Raw genomic sequence first — 26,030 nt, 5'->3', positions numbered from 1 at the left:
AGGGCGTTGTCAGGTTAGCGAGCACGGAGCGTTAAAATGAGGCGATGAAGAAGACGAAGTCGCTTTACCACGGTCACCGCTTCCCCGCGAGCGTCATCAGATGCGCCGTTCGCTGGTATTTCCGCTTCAACCCGGCTTTGTTCAGGAGGGTCCTTGCGCGGCGACCGTAGGTCCGGTAGAAAGAGCTCGGTGACCTATCCGACTGGCGAGCTTTCATGCCTTACAAGGCGAGACTGAAAACTGGCGAATCGCGCAAACGGCCCAAACCGGCCTATACGGTAACGAACGCGCACGAGTACAACGAGAGCCTGAAGCGGCGCGGGCAGCTCAGCCTGTACTGCCCCGAGGGCGACCTGAAGCCGTTGTTCATCAACGATACACCCTGCCAGCAGGGCGTATCGGGCCAGTTCCGGACGTACAGCGATGCGTACCTCGAACTGATCTTTATGTTCTACCGGCTGTTCGGCTGGGGCATGCGGCAGATCACCGGCCATATGCAGGAATTCTGGGCGCTGCGCAGGCTGGACATCGCGGTGCCGAGCTTCGGGTTGCTCAGCGAGCGGTTTAGCACGCTCGAGGTTCAGGTCAAACAGCGCTGCCAGCGCGTCGCCGATTGCCTGTCCAGAGGCGAGGCAATCAGTCTGATCGTTGACAGCAGCGGCATGAAGTTTGGCCGAGCCAGCGAATGGTATCGGCAAAAGTACGGCCGCGATGCGAGCCATACGCCGTGGCGCAAGATGCATCTGTCGATCGATCTGGAGATGAATGTCCAGCAGATCGCGATCACCGAGGATCACGTCTCCGACGAGGGGGGGGGCTGAATGCGGTGCTGACAGTCGACGCCAACGTCGACTGCGTGATCGCAGACGGCGCGTATACAGCATTGCGCAGACCGAGGCGTGGTCAGCCTGCGGCGTGCTGGCACGACCATCTCGTTCGGTACATCAAGGACAAGGGCATCCTGCATTCCGGAACAAATACGGGTGCGGTCAGCGCGCACTGGTCGAATCACAGATCTCGCGAATCAAACGCTGCATCGGAGCGCGACTGCTGACGCGTCGACTTGAGTCTCAGCAGCGCGAGGGGGTAATCATCGGCAACCTGCTGAACCTGTGGAATTCGTTCGGCAGGCCCGTTTGCGTCAAAAATTCATAGTTGCGTCCACAACCAAGTGGATTCCAACCCTCTTGAACAAAGCCATTCGACGCTGATGTGTGCTGCTTATCATTCATTGTGGGCAAGAATTTTCTTGGGTTGCGCCCGGGATATTTCCCATAGAGGGAGCGTTAGATGCTAGGCGAAAATACAGTTCGTTTGTTCGCCCATCAAACCTGTGTCGCTCCGCGCGTTTTTGCGCATGAAACGGACTCCGATCCGTCCTAGCGATGGCGACAATTTCTTGCAGAGGAGCGAAGTGAAGATGCTTTCATGTCTATTGTTGTGACCTCGCGCTGTTGCTGTGCGCCCTCGGCCTGCTTCACGGGGTGCACGAAATATTGGCTTCGGAGGGGGCTGGTCCACCGGCACCGGAAATCTCCCATCAATAATCCGCAGCGCGACGCCCGGTCCTTGTTCTGACGAGGGGACGGGGCGGTCTTGTAAGGAAAGAGGATTTTCCTGATCCACCCTCACGAGGAGACCAACTACGGATGGCACGTCGTTCAAACGGCGGCAGTCGGCCGCTTTGCAAAACCATGTTGCTGCCGCTTCAGGGCGTCCACATTCGGTCTTTGCAGCTCAAACATCATATGGCTCTCGCCGCAGTCCGGGAGGGCCACGGCGAGGCGGCACAAATCGCGATGCTCCTGAATGCCCTGTATCTGTCGTTTTACCTGCGCGATGCCAATGGCGAACCGGATCTGGCTCTATACCAGGAGGCTGACGCTGCCCTTCAGGCCTACATCGACCGCGCAGAGCAGAGCGAGCGATTCCTGAGTTGTGGTGAACGGGCCGCGCTGGAGCGACTGCTGATGGTCCACGATGCACAGCTTGAGAAAGTTCCCATGCATCGCTACGTCGATGCGTGGGAACTCCTCGACGGGTTTTCCCGCTCGGGTGGCCATTCGCCCATTCCTGCTGCATCTGTAGTCAAGCATGGTCCGTCCCGACGCAACGATTCGGGGTAGACATGACAAAAGGGGCTCCGGTCTGAACTGGCGCCTTACATCAGTCGGTTCCGCGCTAACTGCCTCCTCATGCTTTGCAGCAGTAGAACTGGCCCGCGTAGGGGGAGGTGCAAACCCGCGGACTTCCGTTTCGGTCTTTGCGTAGCGCGGCGTCGAGTCATGTTTCGTAACAGACATTTCTGATACCGCTGAAACGGACACTTTCTTATTCTCTTGTGTTCTATCGAATAGTTTCAGGAAAGAAGGCTGTGAGCTTGTCTGCATTAATCGATGCCGCGCATATTTGTGTCCTCTCCAGTTCGGCCGCCAATCCGAGTGAGCTGCGCAGGCCCCGGAATCTCCGGTACAACGAATCTCCGGTACAACGTGTGGCGCGACATGGAACGACTGGGGCATGTGCCGGCATGGCTTGCAGGGCAGGACCGCCCCGAATCCTGATCGACGACGGCAATGATTGACGAGGTTGCGCGGCTAGGTCCGTTGGCAAGCAGGTGACGCAGGCACCAAGGCTTATACCACTTTGGCGCGGTCACCTCGACAACGCGCCGTTCGTCCCGGAGCCGACATCCTGTAGGCCGCACGCCGGGCCACCACATCGTTATAAGCTATCCCATGACGCAGGCGACTCCGCCCATGCTTCCCGCGCCGCGACCCCGCTCCCGACGCCTTCGCTATCTGCGCATGTTCGCAGGCGTACTGCTCGGTCTTGCGGTCGCAGGCCTTGCAACGGGTTCGTTTCTGATTGACCGGATCTGGCAGCAGTTGCCGGCCGTCGACCATCTCTCGACCTACCGGCCGGCGATGCCGCTGCGGATCTATTCGCGCGACGGTGTGCTGCTCGCGGAGTACGGGCTTGAGCGTCGCGAGTTCACTCCGCTCGAGCAGATTCCGCTGCGTGTGCGCCACGCGCTGCTCGCTGCGGAGGATGCGCATTTTTACAAGCACGGGCCAGTCGATTTCGGCGCGGTCGTGCGTGCGACGCTGACCAATCTCGTCGCCGGACATTCAGCACAGGGGGGCAGCACGATCTCGATGCAGGTTGCGCGCAACTTCTACCTGAGCCGCGAAAAGCTTATGAGCCGGAAGCTAACCGAAATGCTGTTGGCGTACAAACTCGAAATGAGTTACAGCAAGGACAAGCTGCTCGAGCTATACATGAACCAGATTTACCTGGGAGAACGTGCCTATGGATTCGCGGCAGCGTCATCAATCTATTTCGGCAAGCCGCTCGATCAACTGACGGACGCCGAGGCTGCGGTGCTCGCAGGCCTGCCTAAGGCGCCGTCGGCGTTCAATCCGATCGTCAACCCGGTGCGTGCGAAGGAGCGCCGACAGTACGTGCTGCGCAGGATGCGCGAGAACGGCTACCTCGACGCTGAGGCCTACCGGCAGGCGCTTGACGCACCGCTCGTGCTGGCCGGCACACCGCCACCCGGGATCGTCGCAGCACCCTACGTTGCGGAGTACGCGCGCCGCATGATGGTCGAGCGTTATCACGATGACGCGTATACGCTTGGCTTGGACGTGAGAACGACCGTGATGATGCGCGAGCAGCTCGCTGCCGAGGCGGCGCTGCGTCATGGGGGGCTCGACGCGCAGATGCGTGCTGGGGCGAAGGCCGGGTCGGCCGCTACGCTGGAAGGCGCGCTGGTCTCGCTCGATGCACATACGGGCGATATCCTTGCGCTCTCGGGCGGCATGGATTTCACGCACAATCCGTTCGATCATGCGTGGCAGGCGTACCGGCAGCCGGGCTCGAGTTTCAAGCCGTTCGTTTATTCCGCAGCGCTTGAGAAGGGCTATTTCCCAGGAACGCTGGTTGATGACACGCAGCGTACGTTGTCGAAGGAGGAAACCGGTGCGAACAGCTGGCGCCCGCGTAACTATGCGGACAACTACGAAGGCTTTATCTCGATGCGGCGCGGGCTCGTGCGCTCGAAGAATGTCGTCGCGGTGAGCCTGATGCAGGCCGCGCAGACGTCGTTCGTGCAGGGGCACGCGGTCGCCTTCGGCTTCGACAAGGTGCTTAATCCAGCCTCGCTGACTCTCGCGCTCGGCGCAGGCACCGTAACGCCGTTGCAGCTTGCGAGCGCTTATTCGGCCTTTGCGAACGGTGGCCTGCGCGCCGCGCCACGGCTGATCCAGAGCGTGCAACGGCGCAACGGTGACGTGCTGTTCAGCGCGCCGCCGCCGGCGCCGGTCCGCGCAATCCCGGCGCGCAATGCGTTCGTTATGAATAGCATGTTGCGCGATGTTGTGCGCAGCGGTACCGCGCGCGGCGCGTTGTCGCTGGGGCGTGCCGACACGGCCGGCAAGACGGGTACGTCGAACGACGCGAAGGACGTGTGGTTTGTCGGCTACTCGTCGGGCATCGTGACGACTGTGTGGCTTGGCTATGACGTGCCGCGCAGCCTCGGCAGCGCGACTGGTGCGACGCTCGCGTTGCCGGTGTGGCTGAGCTACATGAAAGTCGCGCTCGACGGACGTACAGCTGTCGAGCCTACTATGCCGCCCGGACTCGTGCTCGCCGACGGCGACTTCGTGTACACGGAGTACGCGATGAGCGGAAAGTGCGTCGAAGCGCCGCCGCCCTTCATCAGGACCCGGTACGTATGCGGGCAGATGTCAGGGGGCGGAGACCCAGAATCGCGTGACGACCGAATCGACAATCCCGTGACACCTGCGCCCGTGGACACCGCAGAACGGGCACGAGTACTAGATCTGTTTCGAACCGAAGATTGATGGGCGACCGGTACATGCGGTGCATACTCCGCACCTGAAGGTTTTATCTTGCCGTCGGCATCATGCTGCCACCGAGCAGGATGGCGCGTGCAGTGAAAGTTCTTGAGGCCCATCATCGGCCGCGTTCGGAGTTTGATGGCACAGAGGTCCTGCTCAACAACATTGCTCAGGTGCTTTTGCTGACAGATCTTGAATGGTTGCTCACCGGTGACGTTGATAGCCTTGAGCGCGGCTAGGCTCGCCTCACTCTTATCGATCGTCGCCGTCTCAGATACGCTGATCTGGGTGATCGCCCTTTTTATGTAGCGGTGCGCAGCAGGAAACCGACCGTGTTGTTTTCCTTTTCGACGACGCGGCAAAAGTGTTGCCACTCACCGTTGACCTCGATGTGCGTCTCCTTCCATTCGTCAGCTTTTCCCGACCAGCTGTCCGTGTGTGCCGCCGGAACTTCTTTTCCAGCAGGGGCTGCAGCCTCAACGTCCATCGATGAAGCGTCGAATGATCGACTGCCAAGCCCCGTTCGACTGGGTGATGCGGCCGTTTAGATACACGCCTGAAGGCCGTATTCATCTCGGGACTCATCGTTCACATCGTTAATCCCCACTCGGTCAGCATAGCCGACCGCCTTGCTGCGACAGAGCCCTGCGCACATCGTTCGAATAAAGCCTTTGCACAAAAAATCTGCGACCTGTAGTTAGCAAGGAGAAAAATTGCTTCAGTTGACCGACTGCGCCCCTATTGCATATTACCCTAGCGTAGCCCGGGCTTTGGGCAGTGTGAACGCAGCCCTGTTACTTTGCCTGCTTCTCTCCCATCAACCCATCGTGCCAGATAAGCTGGGTATCCATAAGTCAACTGAAGAACTACGCTACGAAACAGGGCTTTCATACGAAGCACAAAGAACTGCGCGAAAGTTGCTTAAAAAATTGGGGTTACTGGTAGAGACGCACAAGCGTCTGCAGCACAAGATTCACTATTGGGTTGACGGGGTTGCGCTCCAGCAGATTATCGGCGAAAAGCGCGCCAGGGCATCTTCTGATATTGAATCAGTAGACTTCAAAAATCCAGACTCCCGAAATGGGGAAAGCCCATTTCGGAGCGACCAACTTATGTTGCAGTCAACGATACCCTTACAATCGGCTCCTGAAGTATCAGTTGTACACGCCGAAAGTCGCACCAAGGGTAGGCTTCGAGGGTTTCAACATAAGGTCGCCACACGAGGTTTCGACTCGTGCGCTGATCGCTTCGGGCTGGGTGTGCCAGTGCCGATTGAGCCAGGTAGCGCCCAGGCTGAACGACATCGGGAACCAGTTCTGTTGACTCAACGAGATCTCCCCCTCGATGTTTGCGTGGATTGGTCTCAGGTTCTTTTCCAGCTTGGCCATATCGGCTACTCCTCACTTAGCGTCGAGCGGCTAACGGGGATCAGCCACAGCACACTCATGGGGTGGAAGAACAGCGGAGTTCAACCCAATCACGCTAGAGGCGAACACTTGATTGCTCTTTGGTCCAAGGCCCTCGGGCGGCATCGAGACATGTTGCCAATGCGTCGAATTAGCTACTCGCGGGGGACAATGTCGCGCCTGCATCCGTGAGAGAGTATCCATGTGTCGACTTGCTCCAGCCCTGCATTTTCGATCAATGGCCTTTCACCGATTTCCCTCATGGGTTCACTAGCCCGCCATGTGCTGCTCGAACTGAACTGGGGTAAGGAAGCAGGAACCGGTATCGACGGCCGCGCGTTCAAATTCGTCAGTTAAGTGTCCTGTCGTCCTGCTCATCCCGTCCTCTTCAGGTTACTTTGGCTTGACGGATGTGTCCGGGAGGACGAAGGCTACATCGTCATTCTGTCGAGGGACGAGTAGATCGGGATACGACTGGCGCAGCAATTTGTCGGGAAGTCGACACCGCTTATCGGGCACTATGCGACTTCGCTTCTAGGCAAAGCGACGCATCGCGGGGTATATCCGTTGCTTATACTTCAGGATCTGAACTATCGCCTAAAACACAAGGCGCTGATTGGAGTGGTGGTTAATCAAAGGACATCGAAATACGCATGTAAACATGTACATTTCAGAACCAGCGAACCTGGAGCGCAGTTACGAATCGACCGCGGCTATGGTTTTCATAGAGAATTATGCATAACTTACTGAAATGAAACTATCAAGAAATTTTACTCTGCATGAAATGACGGCGAGTGCTACGGCACGCAAATTACGCATCAACAATTCCGCACTTCCATCCGTCATAGTGAATATGGAAAAAACAGCCGAACTGCTGGAGCAGGTGCGTACGCTACTCGGCGGTGCCGTCATTGTGTCATCAGGCTATCGATCACCTGCTTTGAATCGCGCTGTCGGAGGTGCGGCTACGAGTGCTCATGTGCAAGGTCTTGCGGCAGACTTCACTTGCCCAACGTTTGGCAATCCGCTTCAAGTATGTCGAAAAATAGCGACCTCAGACATTGACTTTGAACAGCTTATATTCGAAGGCGATTGGGTACACATTGCAGCCTCAGCCATAGGAACCAGAGCGCGGCGTCAAATTCTTACCGCGCATTTTTCCGACAGCGTCGTGCGCTATTCTCCGGGATTGCCTGAGCAAGGGGGCGACCATGCAGTTTAGTGTTCACGAGAGAGAATTACTTACGCTGATTTTGTTAGGCGCTGCGATTGGACTTGGCAAACTATTTGTCGGAGGCGCTCGCCTCACCGTGCGGGAAACTCTTGGCCAGATGATAGTCGGCGCGGGATTGGCAACAAGCGCAGGCACGGCACTCATCATGTTCCACGACCTGCCTCCCACCGCGTTGGTTGGCGTAGCAGCCTTGATTGGCTGCGGTGGCCAGTCCACTTTCGAAGCGGCGATTCGCCGCTACCTGGGACGCTCGTCATCGACCGGAAATGGCGAAAATGACTCGGGCGCTGCCTGACCAGATCATGTCGTTTGCGTGAGCGAGCCGAGGTGATTCACTGGCTGTTGGGTGACAATGCATGAGAAAGCCCATACGCGATGTCAGGTACGACAGAGGCCTTACATATCCGGTTCGACTCAGCTAGTTCACCGGTACAGGACAATTCTGACAGAGCATCAAAAAAGCTGCCTGCGCCACTCAGACGTTTCCGTTCCAAGCTGTATTGGTCGTGGAAACTCGTGATACGGACTGCATGGTCAATTGCTGGACAAATGCCTATCCAGCTTACGGTTTTCGACGTGAAGTTCAGATAGTTGTATTTATCGCGATTCCTGCCTAGTGACAACACGCTATCCCTTGGCGAAACCGCCGCTCTTCGGGTCAAAGGGAGATGGATGGCAAAGGCGTACCTCGTGACGAGGTTGGGCTTCCCAAGGATGAGTGAAGGCGGTAACGAAAGTGGAGTAGCAGGTGAATTTTTCAATCGTGCAATAGAATGATAGGTGGCTCCCTGAAAACGTCGATTCAGGTTTCCTAAATATCCTATGGGGCCCCGTGTGATTCGCAAGATAGGAGAATAACGATGCAGAGTCAGGTAACCGACGATGCGATGCATTTCAAACGGCCGTGGTTTAGTTTCTTCTTTGATGGTACAGGAAACAATCGCGAGCTCGATGAGCCGCAACAAATGCTTTCCAATATTGCCCGTCTGTTCTTAGGGCACGTTTCTGATAAGTTGTCGCTTATTGTGCCACTGTATTACCCTGGAGTCGGCACGCGACTCGATGGAGATGATGCTGGCTGGCTGGCGAATATACGCGATAGCGAAGTGCTGGGCGGCGGCGTTGGGTTGGGCAGTGATGCGCGTCTTATTAAGGCGGAGGCAGATTTCCGTCAGATGTTGCAAGGCAATCACAAAGTGGGGCACATCGATGTCGCTGTGTTTGGCTTCTCGCGTGGCGCGACGCTCGCGCGTGCGTTCGTAAATCGCCTGCTCGACAAATGCACGATCAAGGATGGCGTGCCACACTGGCCGTGTCCAGCAGCGGTTGACGGTAAGCTGGCCCCGCTGCATTTCCGCTTCCTCGGGTTGTTCGATGCGGTCGAGTCAGTCGGCTTGCCGGCTCGCAATCTTTCCGGCCTGCACCTGCAGGTACCCTATTACGTCAAGCGGTGCGTTCATTTCGTCGCAGGTCATGAACTGCGTGCCTGCTTTCCGCTCACCCCTATGCACAGCGGCAGCGCATGCTGCAAAGAAATCGTGCTGCCCGGGGTGCACTCCGATGTCGGCGGAGGTTACGGTCCCAACGAGCAGGCTCGCTCCGATCTGCTCGCACGCATTGCACTGAATCTCATGCGCCAGGAGGGGACAATCTGTGGCGTGCCGTTCACGGCCCCAAAGCTTACAGATAAAAAGGTCAATGACCTGTTCGAGTATACCGAGGACGTGAAGATACTGTTCGACGAATACATGCGCACGGTGGACGCAAGAGGCTCGCTGGAACAGCGGATACTAGCGCATGTGCGCTTCTATTACGGCTGGCTGAAGATACGCTTCGGCCAGACCGCGCGTGATATTTACAAAGACGTATGCCCGACCGACGCGGCGGTCCAGACTCAGCTTGAACTGATTCGACAGTTTCACGACCGACTGGAGAACGACGCCGACACGATGAACTGGCGCGTCTGGCTGACTCGTTTGTGGAAGACTGACCGCAGCGAGTACGAGCGCGTGGTCGCGACGGCTGGTGGCGATCGGGAAATGAACAGGCCTCTTTCCGAGCAGCAACTGGCCTATTGGGATGCGTGGCTAGATCCGCCGACGCTTTCGCCCAATTTGATCCGCTTCTTCGACCAGTACATACACGATTCGCGCGCTGGATTTCTCAGGATCGACGTTGGCAGCTATCTCCTCCCGCGCCAGATCATCGGCGAGCCGAGTGCACAAGCCACGGCAACTCAGTTTGGGGCGTCATCCGTGCCCCGGGCGGACGACTGAAAATTCAGATTTGTTGGGTTGGTCGAAGATGAGGCGCTCCATTGCGATAAGATTCGGTATCTTTATTATGTGATTTCGACGCTATTCATCCTGCGCAATTGCTCGCCGCTGCCCGGCACCAGAAGGCCTCACTTGAGAATCTGCGCGCATCGATGGTGGTGCGGGCTCAGTTCTTTTTCGTGTCTTCCGGAATGTGCACGAACACGCGCAGTAGTTCTTCGGCGCCGTCGGGACGCGCGCCTGACCAGATCAATTGCCAGCCGCGCGACGTCGCGAGCGAGCACAGACGTCGTTGGCCGCGCGAAGAGCATCGTCCCGTCGGCGGTTGCGAACGCGCTGCGCGCACCCGGTTCGGTGAGCTGGGCGAAGCAGGCATCAACTCTGCATAGGCTCATGTGCTTACCAATGCACAAATCCTTCCCCCGCTGACTATTATTCCAATACTCGCTCGCGTGTGCGGAAGCGATCAGTCGATGACGCCTCTCTCGAGAGTTGATGTGGGAGGCGTTTTTCCCAAGCGGCACTGATTTTTAGCCACGCTTGCGGATGAGGTACGAGCATGGATGAAGGAGTACGAGATTCGCGGCTGAGGGTAAAAGCGTAACCGATGTCGAACGGGTTAGTGTATTGATTTCTTCATCCGACAGAGGCTCTGAAACGCGACGCCCACCCCATACTTGCAGACATATTGGACGAGGGTCATCGGGATGCTGCGTTTCCCAAGAGACTTCCAGTGAGTCGCCTGATGGGAATTCCAGAACGAGCGAGTCCACGGTAAGGGGGGCCAGCTGACCCGACGGATCCTGGATATATGCTTTGATCTGTTTTGGATCGGCCATGTTTACTCCGGTGAATGTAAGATGGTGGTTAGTGGGGTTTGTCAGTAATTTCGTGTTCGAGGCATATGATGCTCTCAAGGAGAACGTATGCCACGCAAACCGAAAACGCCGCCGGCAATCTTGCTGGCGATTCCGACCGAACTGCTTGAGCAGTGCGGCACGGAAGTCTCGCCCGACTTCATCAGTTCCGTGACTGACGAAGTGATGGCCGAGGTCTCTGCCCAGCAGGCCCGGCCGCTAGAGCCGATGTATCCGGTCGTGTTCTTCGATGCGTTGCGGGTCAAGATTCGCGAAGACGCCGAGGTTCGCAACAAGGCTGTCTATCTGGCGCTGGGCGTGCTGTCCGATGATTCGTGCGATATCCCCACAATCTGTGATCGCGCGCCCATCTGTCGGTTGCCGAACCGAACTCCGGTTACCCCAGCGCTGCTGCGGGCCTAGCGATATGTGGATGATGATTTACAAGGGCAGGGAAATTGTCTTTCGCCGTGGCTTCTACCTGGGTTGTACTCTCAAAAGCTGTAGCTCAGTGACACCCACGTCCAAGTCTGCGGCTGGCTGTCTAGCCCAAGCGCACTGCCTCCCACCCGTTTCGCCAGGCTTACCGACACCGTGGCCGAGCGCCACGTCGCGTCCAGTCCGATACCCATGCCCTGCAGGTTGACATTGTTCGGTTGTCCCTGGAGCTGATCGTGACGCAGCACCCCCGTGCCCGCGTCATAGAACACATATGTGTTCATTGGTACCACCGGCACGGGCAGCCGCCATCCCGCCGTTGCCCGCATCACGATCCCAGCATCCACCGACACGAAGTCCGAGCTAAACGCGCGTACCGCCGAGGGGCCTCCCATCACCATCCGCGCCGAGCTATCTAGGTTTTTGAATGCGTATTGCGACGAGATGTCGATCTGCAGGTACGTGCTTCGGGTCAGCTGTTGCATCCGCGATAGGCCCAATTCCGCTTTCGTGTAGCCTCCAGCGGTCTGGCTGCCCGCCGCGTCCTGCTGTGCGAACAGCGGGCTGTCAAAGCGAAGGATTCCGTACGTGAGCGTGAGCGACGCACGGCTTGCCGCAGTTCGCCCCAGCAGACCATCCTGCAGGTTGCCGTACAGCATGAACGCAAACGCGTCCGAGTTGCGCTGATTCTCAAACCCCACCTGGTTGTCCCGGTACAGGCTGTGGCTGTACGTTACCCGGGCCGACAGGTTCCGCTCCTGCTGGCGCACGATCGGATAATTCAGGTACGCGGACCACACGTCCGCCGTCCCGTCGAACTGGCCCTCGTAGACGCCTCCCAAGTCGTACTGCAGGCGGTTGTAGCCCATCCCGCCTCGCAGCCCGGCAGTGCCTACCGGAAAGTCGTACGTTACCCCGCCCAGTGTCGAGTCACCACTCTGCAGGTTGAACGGCAGGCCCGAGACGTTTAGCCGTAGCGCGTCGCCCCAGCCGAACGGACTGCTGATGTCCAGCAGCGCCCCTAGGCGCGTGCGACCCGAGGCCCGGCTGCCGTAGTTGTCAAGCGATGTGTAACCGCTCAGTAGCGGCGCGGACTGCACCTCCATGTCAACATTGACGGTGCCGTTAATCTCGCCGCGCGACAGGCGCGGACGGGCCGCAGCCACCCCCGGAGTGTCATTAATCAGTAGGCTTGCGCGCTCCAGGCTGTCCGTATCGTCTGGGTGGGTGCGAAAGCGCACCATCATCCCGTCGAGCAGCGCGTCGCTTACGCGGCTGTGGTTTGACAGGCCGATGTGGCCTGCCTTGCCCTCCACGATGATGAACCGGATGTTGCCGTCCCGCAGGCTGTCTGAAGCCACCGAGGTGAAAGTGAAGCCGTACCCGTGTGCCCGGTACAGGTCACTGATCTGGTCGGCCATCTGTTCCAAGTCCTGTTCCGACACATCCTGACCGATATAGGACTGCACAGCCGCCTCAAGTTCCTCTTGACCGAGCTTGTCGTTACCGGTAAAGCGCACGGATTTGACGTGGTAGCGCTTGCGCACTTCTCCCGGCTGTACTCCGGGCAACCCTCCCGGGGCGTTGCCCGGCGGGCTCAGCTCACTCGATTCCGAGCGTCGCTGTTGCAGAATGTTTCCGGCATTAGGCACCGTTGCCGGCGGCAGCCGGAGTTCAGTTGGAGGTGGCGGTGTTTGTGCCGCACATTCGGTGGCCATCACCATGATCGCTACGGCCACTGAACTCCATCCCTTGGTTTTGCGTGCCATTGAAAAGCAATGTGTTCTTTCCATTCTGAATGAAATTTGTGATTACACATTGCCGCCCAAGGATGCTGCCGGAGCACGAGGCCAAGATAGGCTGCGAGATGACGCCTGCTAATAAAAGCGTGCCAAATATGCTATCAGCGCAGTTGCCGTCAGCAGACCAATGCTGGGAATCTCAGCATTGGTCTGCTGACTGACCTCGTTGTTCCGGTGCCACTGGTGGGATCTGTGCTTTCTATTACATCGATCTTGCGATTGATCTCCAGCATGTCGATTGGCTATTGCCTGAGCACGCCGGGCAGCCCGTTCGTCGCGTCCTCGGCCAGTGTGTCAAGTGTGCGGCAGGATCAGGCCGTATTCGTCCAGCAGGCCATGCCTTTCTGCATAAGCGCTCTGGGATCTTTCAGGAGCGATAGGGATAGAATCAACTTATTCTTCGGGAATTTCCATAAGAATGGTCTTGTGCTTTCGGTTTCTTGATCGTATTCACATTGCGTGCGGCGGCGCCAATTGCTGAGCAATCCAAAATAAACGTTACGCAGCGGTATCTTGATGTTCGGGCGTAAGCACCCGGTAAAGGCACCGTGGAGCGCTATCAGGCAGTAGCGGGTGTCCAGCGATGCGGTGGCAACTGGGCATTCTCCAGCAATTTCAGCTACCGCTGACGCCCATCTAGGAGCCATACACCACGCCAAGGAATGCACGTTTATTCATCAGGGGGCACGAGAAATGTCCTGTGTGGACGGCGCGCGACGGCACGGACTGGGAAGGTAATCTTTCCAATAAGAACGCGCTCTGGGTCAAGAGGAGGCCACTTCGAGCGTCGTGGCCTACGCGACTGGATCTTTTGCGTGGGCAATGCCAAGTTTGTCTTAGCGCCGGTTAGAATGTGTGGATGAAGAAGAGCCGATCGTCCTGTCACGGTTTCCGTTTTCCAGTCGCCATCATCAGTGTACCGCTTGCTGGTATTTCCGCTTCAACCTGAGCCTGCGCGATATCGGGGAGTTGCTGCTCAAGCGTGGTGTGGTGGTGACGTACCAGGCAATCCATTGCTGGTGTGACAAGTTTGGAGCCACCTTGCCCCGGCGCTTTTGCAGCAGTGCGTCGAGCCGAAAATTCCTTGAAGGGAAGCAGGATTTTTCTCCTCTAAATTTGTTTAAGGCTGAACGGTGGATGTTATTTTTTGGGAAAGTTTGATTAATTCATTTTCCATGATTTCCCACTCATATTCAGGCCAACGTGTTTCGATGGCGTCGATGAATTGAACTATATCTTTAGCGCCGATGCCAAGTGCTAATCCTTTCAGGCGATGAAGATGAAATTCTGTCATGCGGCGATCCTGTTGGTGAGCATGAAAAATCAAGCTGGATAATTCTTTTTTAATTTCATTCAATAGCATCGATCTAGGTGAGTCTCTTGCATTCTGGAGTGGCGGGAACTTTACCGATGCGGTGGCATTTTGCTCGTCGCGTGTGTCTGGGATTTCCAGCCAGAGGCGAAGTGTTTCGACAAGTTTGGTCAGACGGATTGGCTTCGAGAGGACGGTATCGATCCCGGAGTTCATGCACCGACTCAGGTGTTCAGGGCCAACATCCGCGGAGATTCCAACGATTGGTGTGTCCTTGTACATGTCTGCAGACCGTATAGCTTTGGCTACGTCGTGTCCGGACTGATCAGGGAGGTTGCAGTCCAGCAGGATTGCATCGAAATGGCACAGTTTGATTGCTTCAAGTGCATCATGTCCTGTGCCGACAATCGTCGACGCTATTCCAAGTTGATCAAGTTGGCTTCTGAGAACAAACTGATTAGCGGGGACATCTTCAACAACCAGCAAGTGCAAATCGTTTTTAGCCAAAGATTGATCGGTGAAATTATCGCCGGCTTGCTGATCGCTGGTTATCCTTTTGATCGGAATCCAGAACTGGACTGTCGTTCCTTCTCCAGGTGTGCTTTCCAGTGTGAGTTGTCCATGCATTGCGCGAGAGAGTTCTCTGCATATCGTTAGGCCCAGCCCGCTTCCGCTGTTGCCGCGATTTGCTCCGGATAATTGTGAGAAGGATTTGAAAAGATGCTTCATTTCCCCCTTGGAAATACCGACTCCCGTGTCGCTTACCTGAAAGTGAAGATGGTCGTCATTTGACGTGTGCTCGACAAATACCGTAAGCGCTACTGAGCCGATTTCAGTAAACTTAACGGAATTGGAAACAATATTGCTCAGAATTTGCTTGATCCTGATCTCGTCAAGCAGCATTTGGCCGTTGACGTCATGACTGATCGAGATGAAAAATTCAAGTCCTTTTTTGTTGGCTTCGATCTGAAATGCTGGCGATAAAGAATCCAATAATTTCTTGATGTCGATGGGCTGCCGCTCGATCAGGATTTTTCTTTCTTCAATTTTCGAATAATCGAGAATATTGTTCAGCAATGTAAAAAGAAAATCTGCTCCATTTTTTGCGACTCCAATAAATTCCTTCATTTTTTGGGGGTCGGTCTGAATATTTGCGAGCTCTATCGAGGACAGGATATAGTTGAGTGGCGTTCGAATCTCGTGACTCATTGTCGACAGAAATTTTGCTCTTTGCTCTGCGTTTACCATTGCGATGCGCCGTGCGCGCCATGTCTGGTATAAGATTGAAACCAGAAATACGATAATCAAGATTATCGCGACTATGCGTGATCCATAGTACTTGATTAACGCCGATGTCGAAGGTTTTCCGTAGTCAACCGATTCGGTCCATGTTTCTTGAATCTTGTCCGATTCCTCGGCGCTTATCGTTGATATGGATTTCTGAATAATCGAGCTAAGCTCCGGTTCTCTGACGTTTGTTCCTATGCGCAAGGCCACCGGTAATTTTTGGATGATGCCTCCAATGAACAGCGACGAATTGTATTGCTGGCGAATCATTGGGTGCAAGATAGGCTCAGGACCAATCGCAACGGTGGCCTGGCCAGACGCAACAGCATTTAGTGCGTTGCTGGTACTGTTGTAGAGGGCGAGTTTAAGATTGGGGTAGTGTCGGCGTATCCATGCTTCATACGCGCCGCCGCCTCTAATTGCAATTATGTCGCCGTCAGAGAAATCTGAAAAATCGAAGAAAATCCGGTTCTTTGCATTTGTGACCACTACAGTGGTGGCAACAAAATAGGGTGCGGAGATTGCCATGTGTCCAACTGCTGTGTTAGGTAATTCAAAATCAGGCACGCCCGGGAGTAAATCTATTTTTCCGTTAATAAGATTTTGTACTGACTGCTTCCATGATTCGGTGTAGACAAATTCAAGTTTCAGGCCGGTGATATTAGCGATGTGCTCGAGGTAGCTTATTGTCAGGCCAGACGCTTTGCCATTTTCGGAATATTCGATCGGCTGCCAATGAGGGTCAATCGAGAAGCTAATAACTGGATGTGAGTGAATCCAGGCCCGCTCAGCGGGTGTAAAGTTGACGTCACTGGCATTGACTGTTTTTGTCATAATCAGTGCCGTTAAAATAAGGGATCTTGTAAAAGTCAAAAACATTTTCTTTCTATTTTAGAAGATGTTTTATACTGAATAATTCGGCATCGCTGGATATGCCAAGTTTTCGATAGGCTGACTGTTTGTGTCCGCTAATGGTTTTTCGATTTCTTGCGAGCTTTTTCGAAATTTCGGAAATCGACATTCCTATTAAAAAAAGCTCAATCACTTCTCGTTCCCGATGAGTGATGCCACGGAGAGTTGGGATTTCGTGAAGTGGTTCCCCGTCATCAACTGGTTTTGAGGCGTTTGATGTATTGAAATTATGAAGTTGCAAGAGGTGCTCCGGTACGTATTGTTTGCCGGATAGTATTTTTCGTATCGCAATCGCAATATCATCAATTTTACTTCCTTTCGAACAAAAACCATCCGATCCTGCATTTAAGGCTAGTGCTACGATGCTCGGTTTTGCGTGGGCGGTAAACGTCAGAATCTTGATGTCTGGATACTGTCTCTTTAATATTCTGGTCAATGTATGTCCATCCACGTCATCCGGATGCAATTCGAAGTCCAGAAGAAGAACGTCCGGAGTCTGAATTTTCAGGGCGTTGAGTAAATCACGGCTTCTCGTATAATGTCCGATGATCGATAACCTAGGGATCTCCCGAATTACCATCGAGATGCCATGTTGGACGATGTAGTGATCGTCTAGAATCATGATGGTCGCGTTTTTTTGCATCGAGGCTTCACTGGGTGAGGCAGTCATTTTTCTGGAACGGAAAGCAAGCCGATATTGATTCCCTAGTAGTATTGCTATTGGCGGACGTGTTCGAGGAGATAAAAATAAAAATGCTTATGAATTCTCCGTGGCCAAGGTCGGGAAAGGAGAAGTCTGATTGGGTAGTTGCGGTCGGCATGTTGGCCTATCTACGGTCGTGACATTGACGAACGAGGGGCGACAGATTGCGCAGAAATGTCGGTGGTTATCGCGGAGTTTGCCGATGCCCTCAGGAAATTTTGGGATGCTTTGCATCGTGCCCTCAAATAAAAGGGTGAACCCAAAAATTTTTCTAAAAACATCTCATATTTTGCCTTATGGCGTTGCGGGGGGGAATGAGAAATGTCTTGTGTCTTGTGTCTTGTGTGTTGTCGGGGCTACTAGCAGTTGGTGATCTGCTGTAGAAATCCTAGGCAGAATTGAATGTTAGTGTTTGGAGCAATTTTCCCAATTGGAACGGGAGGTTGGTCATGACAGTACTCGGTGGAGCGGATCGTGGCGGCACGTAAGCAGGCCGGGTTGGGTATGCCGGTGGCAGACCTGGTTTGGCAGTTGGGCATTTCCGGGCAGACGTATTACCGCTGGAAAAAAGCTATACGCGGGCTCCGAGTCGAATCAGGTTCGTGAACTGAAGCAACTCTAGGGGGAGAATGCACGGCTCAAGAAGTTGGTCGCGGAGCTCAGCCTGGATAAGGCCATCCTGCAGGATATCGCCACAAAAAAGTGGCTCCGCCAGCGCATCCGCGAGATCGCCCGGGTCTGTGTGCGATACGGATATCGGCGCGTCCACGTGCTGCTCAAACGCGAAGGCTGGCACGTCTGCCGCAAGCGCGTCTATCGGCTCTACGCTGAAGAGCAGTTGCAACTACGCTCGAGGTTGCCTAGGCGACGCAAGATGGTGGTTTCATGCCACGCTGCAGATAACGGCAGCGGGTTCTCTGGCCGTCTGCTGGACATGTGGGCGTACCACTACAAGGTACAGATCGACTTCAGTCGGCCGGGCAAGCCGACGGACAACAGCCTCAACGCGAGATCGAGGTTTGGCGCCGGGGCTACAATGAGACTAGGCTTTCAATGACTTGACACCGAATGAATTCGCCCGGCAGCATTGCCTTCGACCGTAGGTTGAGGGCTCATAAAGACCCGAAAACTAACGCTGCATTCTGTCCAGAAAACCGGAGCGGTTCAGGTCCCGGCAGTTCCACTTATCCGGCTGTCCGAATTTGAGCGACCACCTCTCTCGTTCATCGTGTGCATCTGTCCATTAAAAATTTAGATGGACACGATCCTCGCCTTCGAGTCTTACGCAATCAAGATGACTTCACCGGGTGCTTACTACCGATTCATCTTCCATCATGCCCCACCCACCGTCGGTAAGTTGACGAGGCCGCCCAAGAGCATTGGGCGGCAACGGCGCACCTCTAAAATATAGGAAAGGTCTCACGACAACCGCGAGAAGCCGAACACTGATACCTGCACTTATGCCACGTCAATCAGCTGTATCGCCATGCGTCTGCCAAGCTCCGCCATCTCGTCACGCGCGCCCCGGTCCATGAGGACGCCGGTTGACAGTGGGACGCAACCCGACCACACCGCGTCATCCTTCGCGATCGCCCATCGTGCGCCAAATGCACCCTCGCCTGCATCGAAAGGCGTGAAGTCGATGAGGTAACCCTTATAGCGAATGACGTAGCCGTCCATCGGTTATGTCTCCCGCCCCATAGGTCAAGGCACGGTGCAGGTTTGGCCTACTAACCACTAACCGATGATCCTCGCAAGTCTGCTCTCCGTACATAAGAAATATCTTCAAGCCTGCAGATTTCATGGGGCCAGTGCGAAACCCGGGAAAGTGATCCTTTCAGATATTTCTGAAGCAGCAGGGCCGCCCGATGAACTCGGACCGGGCATTGTGGCTGTGGCGCATTGCCGGCCTGCAGGTTCCACGCAAGCGTGTGTCGTTTCGCGCGGCCCCTAGTCGCACCCAGCGAGGGTGGCACGGCACGTCTGGGCGTACCTTCGTATTCGACGCGTCTCGCGCTCTGACTAAGGGACGGAGTTTGTATCGCCACCATCCTGAAGTGGGTTGCGCAGAACGGCATGGACATGGCGCCCAGCGGTCCCGGCAAGCTTTGGCAGAACGGCGCGGACGAAAGCTTCAATGGCAAGTACAGGGGCGAATGTCTGAGCCGTTTCGGGCTCGCACGCAAACAAAGGGCGTTATCGAGCAGTGGCGACGCTACTACAATGCCGTTCATCCGCATTCGAGTCTGACATACCTGATGCCCGACAAGTCCAGGCAGCCGTATTGTTCAACTGAAGCCACCGAGGCCGCTCTCCAAGATTGAACTGGCCCGAAGAAATCCGGCAGGTGACTTCGACATCACCTCATTTGAGAATTTGCACGACTTTAGTCTCCACGCCAATCTCGACCAGTGGTGGCGGGCTGATCGACGACGAACAGAAGTTGGCCGTGTGTTTTGAGTTCGGCAATGAGAGCGCGCAGTTTGACCTCATCGTTAGACAGCGCCTTGTTGTACAGGCGTTTTCGTTCCGGTCGAGAGCGACGGCGTGGCGATGGCCTTTGCCGACATCGACGCCGACGAATACATCGACGGAGCTATGTTGTTGGTTCTCTTGCATCGGAGTTTATGCAGGTTGAGCGGATTGGCCTGCAACATCGGGCGGCAAGTCTCGGCATCCACGTTACGGACGGCCTCAAGATGCTCTGGCCGAACCCCTGTTAGCGATCACCAGCCACCCACTAGGCCCGGCGACAACACCCCGGATCATGGAAGCGACTGGGGGCGAGAATCATGCTAAGCTTGGCTAGCCAAAGCCCCGATTATCGGGGCGGGAAGATAGTAATGGGGGCATCTTTGCTCATCAGCGTCAGGTCCGGTGCCGCAAAACTCGATTCTCCATCAGATACGTCGCTCGGGTAAGGTTTGCGTTTTTCCATCTACCCAGGTTACCAAGCCTGAGCTGAAGTTCCTAACATGGCCTAGAAGGGGAGGACACGACTGCAATGTCTCGCCCTTACCGACAAGCTTAATTGCTCTCAGCGATTGACGACCAACCTGAAACAGTACTGACCGCCTAAGACTGCTTTACGTGAACTTTAATCGTCGCAACATTCGATACCTGTTTGCCACGAATTACGACGTACTCCACAACAAATATCCCGTCTTTCGCGGCCACAGGTTTGAAGTTGAATTCTCCTGATGGGCTCACCGTAATTACAGCAAATTCCGGTGTCGGCACTGTAATTAGTTTGACTGCGTCCGGTGCGCCCAACGCTTCGGCCAGCAGGTTCGGTGGTTGGTTCAACGTTCCACCGACCCAGACAACCTCATCATAGTCCTGCGCTTTCAGACTGCGAGAAACGTTGATCGTTATGGGTTTACGCTCTGACACCCCAAATTCATTCTTCAGGGTATACCAGTAAAGGACCGCGCCACGATAACCAAGCGGCGCCGTGTAATCTAGCAGAATCCTATTGCTGTCGGCTCTGATTGTGGCAACTCCCCTGTTATCACTCACTGAAGGCTGACCTGCGCCTCCTTCCTTGCTGGTGAAGAGTTCCGCCCCGGAAATTGTCTCTCCTGCTTCATCCGCTGCGAGGTTGAACGAATGCGGAGTTACCCTACCGGCAGCAAGCACATCGTTTATGTCCAATTCAAAATGCTGTGCCGACGCGTGCGGCCGGGATGCTTTTGAAGCGGCATCTTTCGCGATTTGCTCCACTGTCGCTAGTTGCTTTTGTATCGCCTCGAGTTGGGAAAAATTAACGGCATCATGACCTTTTGTGCCGTTTGCAACCTGTGCCAGCACACGGGCGTTTGAGTTGCCCCCCGATAAGTCGATTCTCTGCACCTGTTTTTCGTGTTCGCCAGCACCCAACAGCAATGTTGTGCCGTCACTACTCAGCGTGAACGCGTCTTTACCGTCTTTACCGTCTTTACCGTCTGAACCAGAAGATCCTGTCAGCCCTCTCAACCCCTGAGGTCCTTGGCTGTTCGAGATTTTTCCCATCTCTGTGCTAACGTAACGCGCAACTTGGTTCCCGGTCACTGCAAAGTGATTATCCGTGGAAATAGCTACGTTCTCGGGTAGCCCCGCCAAGTTAGCATTCTCTGCTTCCCACTGCTTCTTGGTACGTGACCATAGAAGTGAATATTCCGCCAAACCCCGCGCATAGACAGCTAGCGCCGCCATGCAGTCCGTAATGCGATTTGTATCGGTACCACCCTCTCTTTGACATTGAGACCATATCCTACCTCTGGTGTCGAATGCCTCATAAAACGCATCTCTGGTCGAAGGTGACGAAGAGTAATCTTTATGAAACAGATAGTATGCGGTCCACATCGCTGTGATGTAGCCCTCTTCAACTTGCGAGGTTTGTGGGCCGATAAATTCCTTCCACGTGAACTCCGCGTAGCTCATCTGCATTGAACCGAGCAGAGTTCCAATAAAAATAACAGCTGCCCGCATAAATCGACCTATTGAAAAATGGAAATTCGAAGTATTAATCACAATATCTCCTCGACAAGAAAAAATTTAACCATGAAAATAAGAGGAACTTAAAGGCGGTTTTTGCGGAAATTCCAGAGGCTTGTTTTATGTGTGTGTCCCAAGCTTTACTGGGGCCAGTTACATACTCCATATCATTTCTGCAGTGGATTTTTAAATTTCATGCTTCGATGGGGGAGTGGACCTGACGCTCATGAGAAAAGATGCACCGAAATGCGACCCGAATTGCGCGAGCTGTTCAGCGCGCGCCGCGCTGGATAGTGCGAGTCGGCGTTGCGTGGTGTATGTTTCCGACCAATTTCCCACAGTGGGAGCTTACCCATCAACAGACTCAACGCTGGATTCGTATGGACTGCTTCGAAGTGACGGTGAGCGACGGGCGCACGGCGATGCGTGTGGTGTACTGGTGATATGGTTAGCCAAGCATCGGGATTCTCGACGGTTGCACGTTGCAGTCGACCGGCGAGAGGGGGCCGCGTGCGGGATATGAAGGTTATAACCGCAAGCGCGGCTGCAAGGTTCACATGGCAGTGGACACGCTGGGCAACTGTTCGCAGCTCATGTGAAACCAGAGAATGAACAGGACCGGGCACCCGCGCGGCAAGTTTAGCAGGCCACGGGACAGAAAGCAGGAATCGCGTTCGATTACCAAGACTACGCAGCCGAGGAGCCGGCAGAGGTGGCGCACGACGAACGCATCGGGCCTTTGCGTGGTTAAGGTGCCTGATGCAGAAAAGAGCTTTGTGCCGCTGCACCAACGCTGAATGCTTGAACGCAGCTTTGGCCAGCTTACTCGCTTCCGGAACTTGACGAAGAATGGCGAAATCTTGCCTAGACTCGGTTTCATCGTCGTTGCTATGCTTATTCATTTCGCAAACCTTGGCAATAGTTTCTAGCGGACTCTAGCCTAATGCGCATGGCACAAATCCATCCGCTTCGTCAAGAAGCTTTCATCAACGATGGCTTGGGCACCAGAGGAGATGTCAAAACGATTCCTTTGTCGACCAACTCCAGCGTAAGGCGCTTTACTCGGTTCGAATATGGCTTGAGCCCAGCCTCAAACCATATTCGAACCGAGTGCACAGACTAATCTTATCGTGAAGGTGTACATAGCAATAAGGATCGCCATTCAGAATCGACCCTCACCACACCTTTCTTCCGGGTCCTCGTACGACCTGCCTGTAAGAAAGGCGGTGCCTAATCACGGTTGCTTAGGACAACCCTGATCGCTCTCCAAGGCGAGCGCCGTAACTTCCGCGGTCCACCGACTTCATGCCTCTCATTAGGCCACACTCAGTTAGTTGCTGCCTATGAGAATGCTCTCATTGGCGTTATATGGAAAGCAATATTAGGGGCTTAGTCAATTTGACGGTGTAGAAGAGCAGTAATAAAAATAAAAGTCGCCTTCGCCGTCCACGACTTTCTGCGCAATACGCTGCTGGCAGCCCATCGCATCGATAGGGGCAATCGCCCCCTTGAGTTGCGGGGCATCGAGCGGTTCCGGGGCTACCCTGATTTCATTGGATTTTTCTGCCGTAGGCAGTTGCTTGAGCACCGCACCCAGCCATAGGCCAAAATTAGGTGGATGGCCCGCTCGCCGTGGTGATGCGAGCCGTGCACCGTCCTGCTGTCGATGGCCACCACCAGGTCGGCCAGTGTCGGGCTCGCGCTGCTCACCCGGCGGATAAAGCATATTTCGAACTGCTTCGAACTGAACAACGAGAAGACTCGCCCGAACGTATCATGAGAAGGAGCGCCCCTGCTCAAGGGGAATATGGCGATGCGGCCAGTTGAGCTTCTCTTCGCCCCACAGCTGGATGTTGACCCAGTTGTCTGCGCCGCAGAGAATTGCGCACAACGCCACCACCAGCATTTCAGTCGGATCGTAAGCAGACGTGCGGCTGCGTGGGTCGCGCAAGTCGCCAAGCGCTTCTTTAGTGCTCAGGATTCCTTCGTCTTCCGTCATTTGCGCCACGCAAAAGATAGAAGTAAACCCGAAAAAGCTCCCCGCTTGCAAGTCCCTGAGTAGGTGCTTGATAGTTCATGCAATCGCCCTTGGTTTTTGAGGTAATAAAGCGCGAAACAAGACATTTCTTATGTCTATTTTGTGGGGGGTGGGGTAAATCATAGTTGTGATGTTGTTGATCGCTTATCGTTGATATGAAACTAAATTTTCTCACTTTCTTTCACTCCCTGTTCCTCTGTCGTCGCGGAAAGCCGGTATCGCCTTCGCGGCTGCTGCTCGCGCTGTTTTCTCGTGTCGCATTGGTTGTGGCGTCGGCTAATGCCGTGGCGGTTGGTACTGGCAACGTGGTTCAGGGTAGCGCCACCATTCAGGGTGGCGCAGGGGCGCCGGTGACGACGATTAACCAGTCAACAGCTCAGGCGGTGATCAACTGGGATAACTTCAATATTGGCAAGCAGGAGTCGGTGACGTTCAATCAGCCTGCTGCGAACTCCGCCACATTGAACCAGGTCATGAGCCCGGATGCGACGCAGATCATGGGGGCGCTGAAGGCCAATGGCCGTATCTTCATCGTTAACCCGAACGGAGTGATATTTGGTCAGGGGGCGCAGGTTGACGTGGGTGGGTTGGTGGCGTCTTCACTTGGCATAAATAGTAACGATTTCATGGCGGGCAAGTGGAGCTTTGCGGCGGGCTCGACTCAGCCAGGGCTGGTGCAGGTGGCGCCGGGTGCGGAAATTACGGCGAAATCATTTGTGGCATTGCTCGGCAATTCAGTATCGAATGAGGGGACGATTACTGCGGGCATGGACCCGAACGCGGACAGCCGGGGTATTTCATTGGTAGCGGCGGATGCCGCGACGATCCAGATCGGTAACTGGAATGTGGTGATTGATAAGCCCGCAATGGATGCGCTGGTGGAAAACTCGGGCAGTTTGGTGGTCGGTGAATCGCAGGCGGACGGCTCGATCCAGCTGAATGCATCAGGGCGTAATGCGCTGATGGGAGTTCTGCTGAGTAACACCGGGACGATTTCTAATCTCAGCCGTGGCGTGGGCAGTGAGACGTCGCTAGTGTCGACGGGCAGCACGCAGGCGGGCGGCGAGGTGAGTGCGCTGGGTGGCAAGGTTGCCATCGGTGGTAACGATATCTATCTGAGCGGCAACGTGACGATCGGAGATGCGAAAACGGTTGATCCGGTGTTTGTGGAGATTGGCGGCACGGAGACGCAGCAGGTGACGCAGGCGGAGTCGAGCACAATCATGGCGATCAGCCAGTCGGATGCACAGATCAATATCTCGGCGCAGAAGGTGTTGGCGCTCTCGGGGGCGCTGTTGTCGCCCAATGGGGCAATCTCGCTGGCGTCGACGATTCTGGATACGGGACTGCTGCTGCCGGTCGCGGCCCAAATCAGCCTGTATGGTGTGGAGGTGCTGGCGGAGTTGCCATTGAAGACCGCGGACGGCCTTGTTGTATATCTGGGTAAGGATGGGAATTTCTATTCGTCGAATGGAGTGCTGCTGGACCCGACGGCCCATCTGTATTCGCAGAATGATCAAGATCTGGTGGATGTTGATGACCAAGCTGTAGCGTCGGCGGCGCCTAACCAAGGCAAGGATGTGTCATCCCTGTTCAAGGAGCAATTGATCCAGCTTGATTCTCAGGGTCAATTGCATGACTCGGTGTCCGGCCAATTGCTGGCTGATGGAACGGAAGTCCACTTGAAGAGTGCGGAGGCGAATGAAAGAGCATTCATTTTTCAGATTGAAGGGAAAACCGTTATTTCAATCTGGACTCCAGATGACTTTCGCGATGGGCGGACAAATTATCTATCTGTTTTTATGCCCGATGGCCAGCTTCAAGTGTTGAATCAATATTATCTGGCTATTCTGCCTGATGGTTCGCATCATTTGGTAAGTGCAGTCACGGGCAAGATTGTTCATCCGCCGAAGGGCCCGATAGATATGACGGCCACGAATGTATTTGCAGATGATCCAGGCAAGGTGGCGGTGCCAGAGGTACGGAAAAACGAAAATCGATCCTCCTCGAGAGGAATACTGGCCCTCGTGGAGAAGTTTAGTTATGTAGCGGTTCGGGATAGCAACGATATCGCGCGTGAGGACGCTCGTGAGGAACTGCGTATTGCGATCTCGAATGAGGTAGATGACGATCGCAAGAAGCTGATCCAGGAAATGAGTGATTCCGGTCGTCTGTTAGGTAAGTATGCGGCACGGACCTGGCTGCAAGGGAGGAGTGATGAGGATAGCCTGGCACATGAGCTCAGAGACGTGCTCAGCGTGCGGCTCAGCGATACCGAGAAGCAAACGGTGATGGCTAAGCACTCCGCGATGGAACTGGACAAGATGGTCAACGGTGTGCCGGGACTGGATGGGCGGATCATGCGTCGCCAGTTCGACAAGAAGGATCTGAAGGCTATCGAGGCGCAGGTGATGGCGCAGGTCC

Annotated in this window: 17 protein-coding genes and 7 pseudogenes; 12 read left to right on the top strand and 12 right to left on the bottom strand. The window is 55.0% G+C overall.

The window, feature by feature from the left end; genetic code table 11:
* Nucleotides 1-44: 44 nt before the first annotated feature.
* The 4 genes and pseudogenes from AC1ECK_RS09200 to AC1ECK_RS09185 form a co-directional block, all read left to right on the top strand.
* Nucleotides 45-140: pseudogene (locus AC1ECK_RS09200) on the top strand (IS6 family transposase); the annotation flags it as partial.
* Nucleotides 141-215: 75 nt separating this feature from the next.
* Nucleotides 216-821 carry a transposase gene (locus AC1ECK_RS09195; protein WP_480318183.1) on the top strand — a complete coding sequence of 202 codons (606 nt, stop codon included), beginning with the start codon at nt 216-218 and terminating at the stop codon, nt 819-821.
* A gap of 828 nt (nt 822-1,649) precedes the next feature.
* Complete coding sequence (locus tag AC1ECK_RS09190; protein WP_480318181.1) at nt 1,650-2,126, top strand: hypothetical protein; 477 nt, start codon at nt 1,650-1,652, stop codon at nt 2,124-2,126.
* A 612-nt stretch (nt 2,127-2,738) separates the two neighbouring features.
* Nucleotides 2,739-4,868 carry a penicillin-binding protein 1A gene (locus AC1ECK_RS09185; RefSeq protein WP_480318179.1) on the top strand — a complete coding sequence of 710 codons (2,130 nt, stop codon included), beginning with the start codon at nt 2,739-2,741 and terminating at the stop codon, nt 4,866-4,868.
* 149 nt (nt 4,869-5,017) lie between these two features.
* Here AC1ECK_RS09185 and AC1ECK_RS09180 read toward each other — a convergent pair.
* The 3 genes and pseudogenes from AC1ECK_RS09180 to AC1ECK_RS09170 form a co-directional block, all read right to left on the bottom strand.
* Nucleotides 5,018-5,239 (bottom strand): annotated as a pseudogene (locus AC1ECK_RS09180) (hypothetical protein); the annotation flags it as partial.
* On the bottom strand, nt 5,167-5,352 hold the full coding sequence (locus AC1ECK_RS09175) for a hypothetical protein (protein WP_480318826.1): 186 nt from the start codon (nt 5,350-5,352) through the stop codon (nt 5,167-5,169). The pseudogene AC1ECK_RS09180 and the gene AC1ECK_RS09175, both read right to left, overlap by 73 nt.
* Nucleotides 5,353-6,019: 667 nt before the next feature.
* Complete coding sequence (locus AC1ECK_RS09170; protein ID WP_480318177.1) at nt 6,020-6,253, bottom strand: hypothetical protein; 234 nt, start codon at nt 6,251-6,253, stop codon at nt 6,020-6,022.
* Between the two features lie 769 nt (nt 6,254-7,022).
* Between AC1ECK_RS09170 and AC1ECK_RS09165 the strand changes: the two genes are divergently transcribed.
* The 4 genes and pseudogenes from AC1ECK_RS09165 to AC1ECK_RS09150 all read left to right on the top strand — a co-directional run.
* Entirely contained in the window at nt 7,023-7,493 is a 471-nt protein-coding gene (locus AC1ECK_RS09165; protein ID WP_480318174.1) for a D-Ala-D-Ala carboxypeptidase family metallohydrolase, read from the top strand.
* Nucleotides 7,483-7,800: a phage holin family protein gene (locus AC1ECK_RS09160; RefSeq protein ID WP_480318172.1), complete on the top strand. Its 318-nt coding sequence runs from the start codon at nt 7,483-7,485 to the stop codon at nt 7,798-7,800. Before AC1ECK_RS09165 ends, AC1ECK_RS09160 begins: the two co-directional genes overlap by 11 nt.
* 565 nt (nt 7,801-8,365) lie before the next feature.
* The gene (locus tag AC1ECK_RS09155; RefSeq protein ID WP_480318170.1) at nt 8,366-9,781 is read left to right on the top strand and encodes a T6SS phospholipase effector Tle1-like catalytic domain-containing protein; all 1,416 of its coding nucleotides are present in this window, start codon (nt 8,366-8,368) and stop codon (nt 9,779-9,781) included.
* A 980-nt stretch (nt 9,782-10,761) separates the two neighbouring features.
* Nucleotides 10,762-10,983: pseudogene (locus AC1ECK_RS09150) on the top strand (transposase); the annotation flags it as partial.
* A 149-nt stretch (nt 10,984-11,132) separates the two neighbouring features.
* Here AC1ECK_RS09150 and AC1ECK_RS09145 read toward each other — a convergent pair.
* Nucleotides 11,133-12,845: a ShlB/FhaC/HecB family hemolysin secretion/activation protein gene (locus AC1ECK_RS09145; protein ID WP_480318168.1), complete on the bottom strand. Its 1,713-nt coding sequence runs from the start codon at nt 12,843-12,845 to the stop codon at nt 11,133-11,135.
* Nucleotides 12,846-13,737: 892 nt separating this feature from the next.
* On the opposite strand from AC1ECK_RS09145, the pseudogene AC1ECK_RS09140 reads away from it, so the two are divergent.
* Nucleotides 13,738-13,931 (top strand): annotated as a pseudogene (locus AC1ECK_RS09140) (IS6 family transposase); the annotation flags it as partial.
* A gap of 67 nt (nt 13,932-13,998) precedes the next feature.
* Here AC1ECK_RS09140 and AC1ECK_RS09135 read toward each other — a convergent pair.
* Nucleotides 13,999-16,356 (bottom strand): ATP-binding protein, encoded by a 2,358-nt coding sequence (locus AC1ECK_RS09135; RefSeq protein WP_480318165.1) that lies wholly within the window; start codon nt 16,354-16,356, stop codon nt 13,999-14,001.
* A gap of 7 nt (nt 16,357-16,363) precedes the next feature.
* Entirely contained in the window at nt 16,364-17,011 is a 648-nt protein-coding gene (locus tag AC1ECK_RS09130) for a response regulator (RefSeq protein WP_480318163.1), read from the bottom strand.
* A gap of 543 nt (nt 17,012-17,554) precedes the next feature.
* On the opposite strand from AC1ECK_RS09130, the pseudogene AC1ECK_RS09125 reads away from it, so the two are divergent.
* Nucleotides 17,555-18,195, top strand: a pseudogene (locus AC1ECK_RS09125) (IS3 family transposase).
* 355 nt (nt 18,196-18,550) lie between these two features.
* On the opposite strand, the gene AC1ECK_RS09120 reads toward AC1ECK_RS09125, so the two are convergent.
* Nucleotides 18,551-18,772 (bottom strand): hypothetical protein, encoded by a 222-nt coding sequence (locus AC1ECK_RS09120; RefSeq protein ID WP_480318161.1) that lies wholly within the window; start codon nt 18,770-18,772, stop codon nt 18,551-18,553.
* 188 nt (nt 18,773-18,960) lie between these two features.
* Between AC1ECK_RS09120 and AC1ECK_RS09115 the strand changes: the two genes are divergently transcribed.
* The gene (locus tag AC1ECK_RS09115) at nt 18,961-19,416 is read left to right on the top strand and encodes an integrase core domain-containing protein (RefSeq protein WP_480318159.1); all 456 of its coding nucleotides are present in this window, start codon (nt 18,961-18,963) and stop codon (nt 19,414-19,416) included.
* Between the two features lie 83 nt (nt 19,417-19,499).
* Here the strand turns inward: AC1ECK_RS09115 and AC1ECK_RS09110 are convergent.
* The 5 genes and pseudogenes from AC1ECK_RS09110 to AC1ECK_RS09090 form a co-directional block, all read right to left on the bottom strand.
* Nucleotides 19,500-19,769 (bottom strand): annotated as a pseudogene (locus AC1ECK_RS09110) (IS110 family transposase); the annotation flags it as partial.
* A gap of 147 nt (nt 19,770-19,916) precedes the next feature.
* Nucleotides 19,917-20,030 (bottom strand): annotated as a pseudogene (locus tag AC1ECK_RS09105) (IS5/IS1182 family transposase); the annotation flags it as partial.
* A gap of 137 nt (nt 20,031-20,167) precedes the next feature.
* Nucleotides 20,168-21,604 (bottom strand): hypothetical protein, encoded by a 1,437-nt coding sequence (locus AC1ECK_RS09100; protein WP_480318157.1) that lies wholly within the window; start codon nt 21,602-21,604, stop codon nt 20,168-20,170.
* A gap of 1,357 nt (nt 21,605-22,961) precedes the next feature.
* The gene (locus AC1ECK_RS09095) at nt 22,962-23,294 is read right to left on the bottom strand and encodes a hypothetical protein (protein ID WP_480318155.1); all 333 of its coding nucleotides are present in this window, start codon (nt 23,292-23,294) and stop codon (nt 22,962-22,964) included.
* 48 nt (nt 23,295-23,342) lie between these two features.
* On the bottom strand, nt 23,343-23,567 hold the full coding sequence (locus tag AC1ECK_RS09090; RefSeq protein ID WP_480318153.1) for a transposase family protein: 225 nt from the start codon (nt 23,565-23,567) through the stop codon (nt 23,343-23,345).
* 194 nt (nt 23,568-23,761) lie between these two features.
* Between AC1ECK_RS09090 and AC1ECK_RS09085 the strand changes: the two genes are divergently transcribed.
* Nucleotides 23,762-26,030: filamentous hemagglutinin N-terminal domain-containing protein (locus AC1ECK_RS09085; RefSeq protein ID WP_480318151.1), on the top strand; the 2,269-nt coding region annotated here is incomplete at its 3' end.

This window comes from Paraburkholderia sp. SSBN10T (assembly GCF_056619545.1).
The sequence above is the reverse complement of the archived record's forward strand: the minus strand, read 5'-3'. Positions and strand labels throughout refer to the sequence as shown.

What these genes read in the sequence shown, in the direction of transcription:
- AC1ECK_RS09090 (WP_480318153.1), bottom strand. Translation starts at nt 23,567, where the DNA reads ATGACGGAAGACGAAGGAATCCTGAGCACTAAAGAAGCGCTTGGCGAC.
- AC1ECK_RS09165 (WP_480318174.1), top strand. Translation starts at nt 7,023, where the DNA reads ATGAAACTATCAAGAAATTTTACTCTGCATGAAATGACGGCGAGTGCT.
- AC1ECK_RS09190 (WP_480318181.1), top strand. Translation starts at nt 1,650, where the DNA reads ATGGCACGTCGTTCAAACGGCGGCAGTCGGCCGCTTTGCAAAACCATG.
- AC1ECK_RS09170 (WP_480318177.1), bottom strand. Translation starts at nt 6,253, where the DNA reads ATGGCCAAGCTGGAAAAGAACCTGAGACCAATCCACGCAAACATCGAG.
- AC1ECK_RS09135 (WP_480318165.1), bottom strand. Translation starts at nt 16,356, where the DNA reads ATGTTTTTGACTTTTACAAGATCCCTTATTTTAACGGCACTGATTATG.
- AC1ECK_RS09130 (WP_480318163.1), bottom strand. Translation starts at nt 17,011, where the DNA reads ATGATTCTAGACGATCACTACATCGTCCAACATGGCATCTCGATGGTA.
- AC1ECK_RS09175 (WP_480318826.1), bottom strand. Translation starts at nt 5,352, where the DNA reads ATGGACGTTGAGGCTGCAGCCCCTGCTGGAAAAGAAGTTCCGGCGGCA.
- AC1ECK_RS09145 (WP_480318168.1), bottom strand. Translation starts at nt 12,845, where the DNA reads ATGGCACGCAAAACCAAGGGATGGAGTTCAGTGGCCGTAGCGATCATG.
- AC1ECK_RS09095 (WP_480318155.1), bottom strand. Translation starts at nt 23,294, where the DNA reads ATGCTTTATCCGCCGGGTGAGCAGCGCGAGCCCGACACTGGCCGACCT.
- AC1ECK_RS09185 (WP_480318179.1), top strand. Translation starts at nt 2,739, where the DNA reads ATGACGCAGGCGACTCCGCCCATGCTTCCCGCGCCGCGACCCCGCTCC.
- AC1ECK_RS09115 (WP_480318159.1), top strand. Translation starts at nt 18,961, where the DNA reads ATGAACTCGGACCGGGCATTGTGGCTGTGGCGCATTGCCGGCCTGCAG.
- AC1ECK_RS09120 (WP_480318161.1), bottom strand. Translation starts at nt 18,772, where the DNA reads ATGGACGGCTACGTCATTCGCTATAAGGGTTACCTCATCGACTTCACG.
- AC1ECK_RS09155 (WP_480318170.1), top strand. Translation starts at nt 8,366, where the DNA reads ATGCAGAGTCAGGTAACCGACGATGCGATGCATTTCAAACGGCCGTGG.
- AC1ECK_RS09195 (WP_480318183.1), top strand. Translation starts at nt 216, where the DNA reads ATGCCTTACAAGGCGAGACTGAAAACTGGCGAATCGCGCAAACGGCCC.
- AC1ECK_RS09160 (WP_480318172.1), top strand. Translation starts at nt 7,483, where the DNA reads ATGCAGTTTAGTGTTCACGAGAGAGAATTACTTACGCTGATTTTGTTA.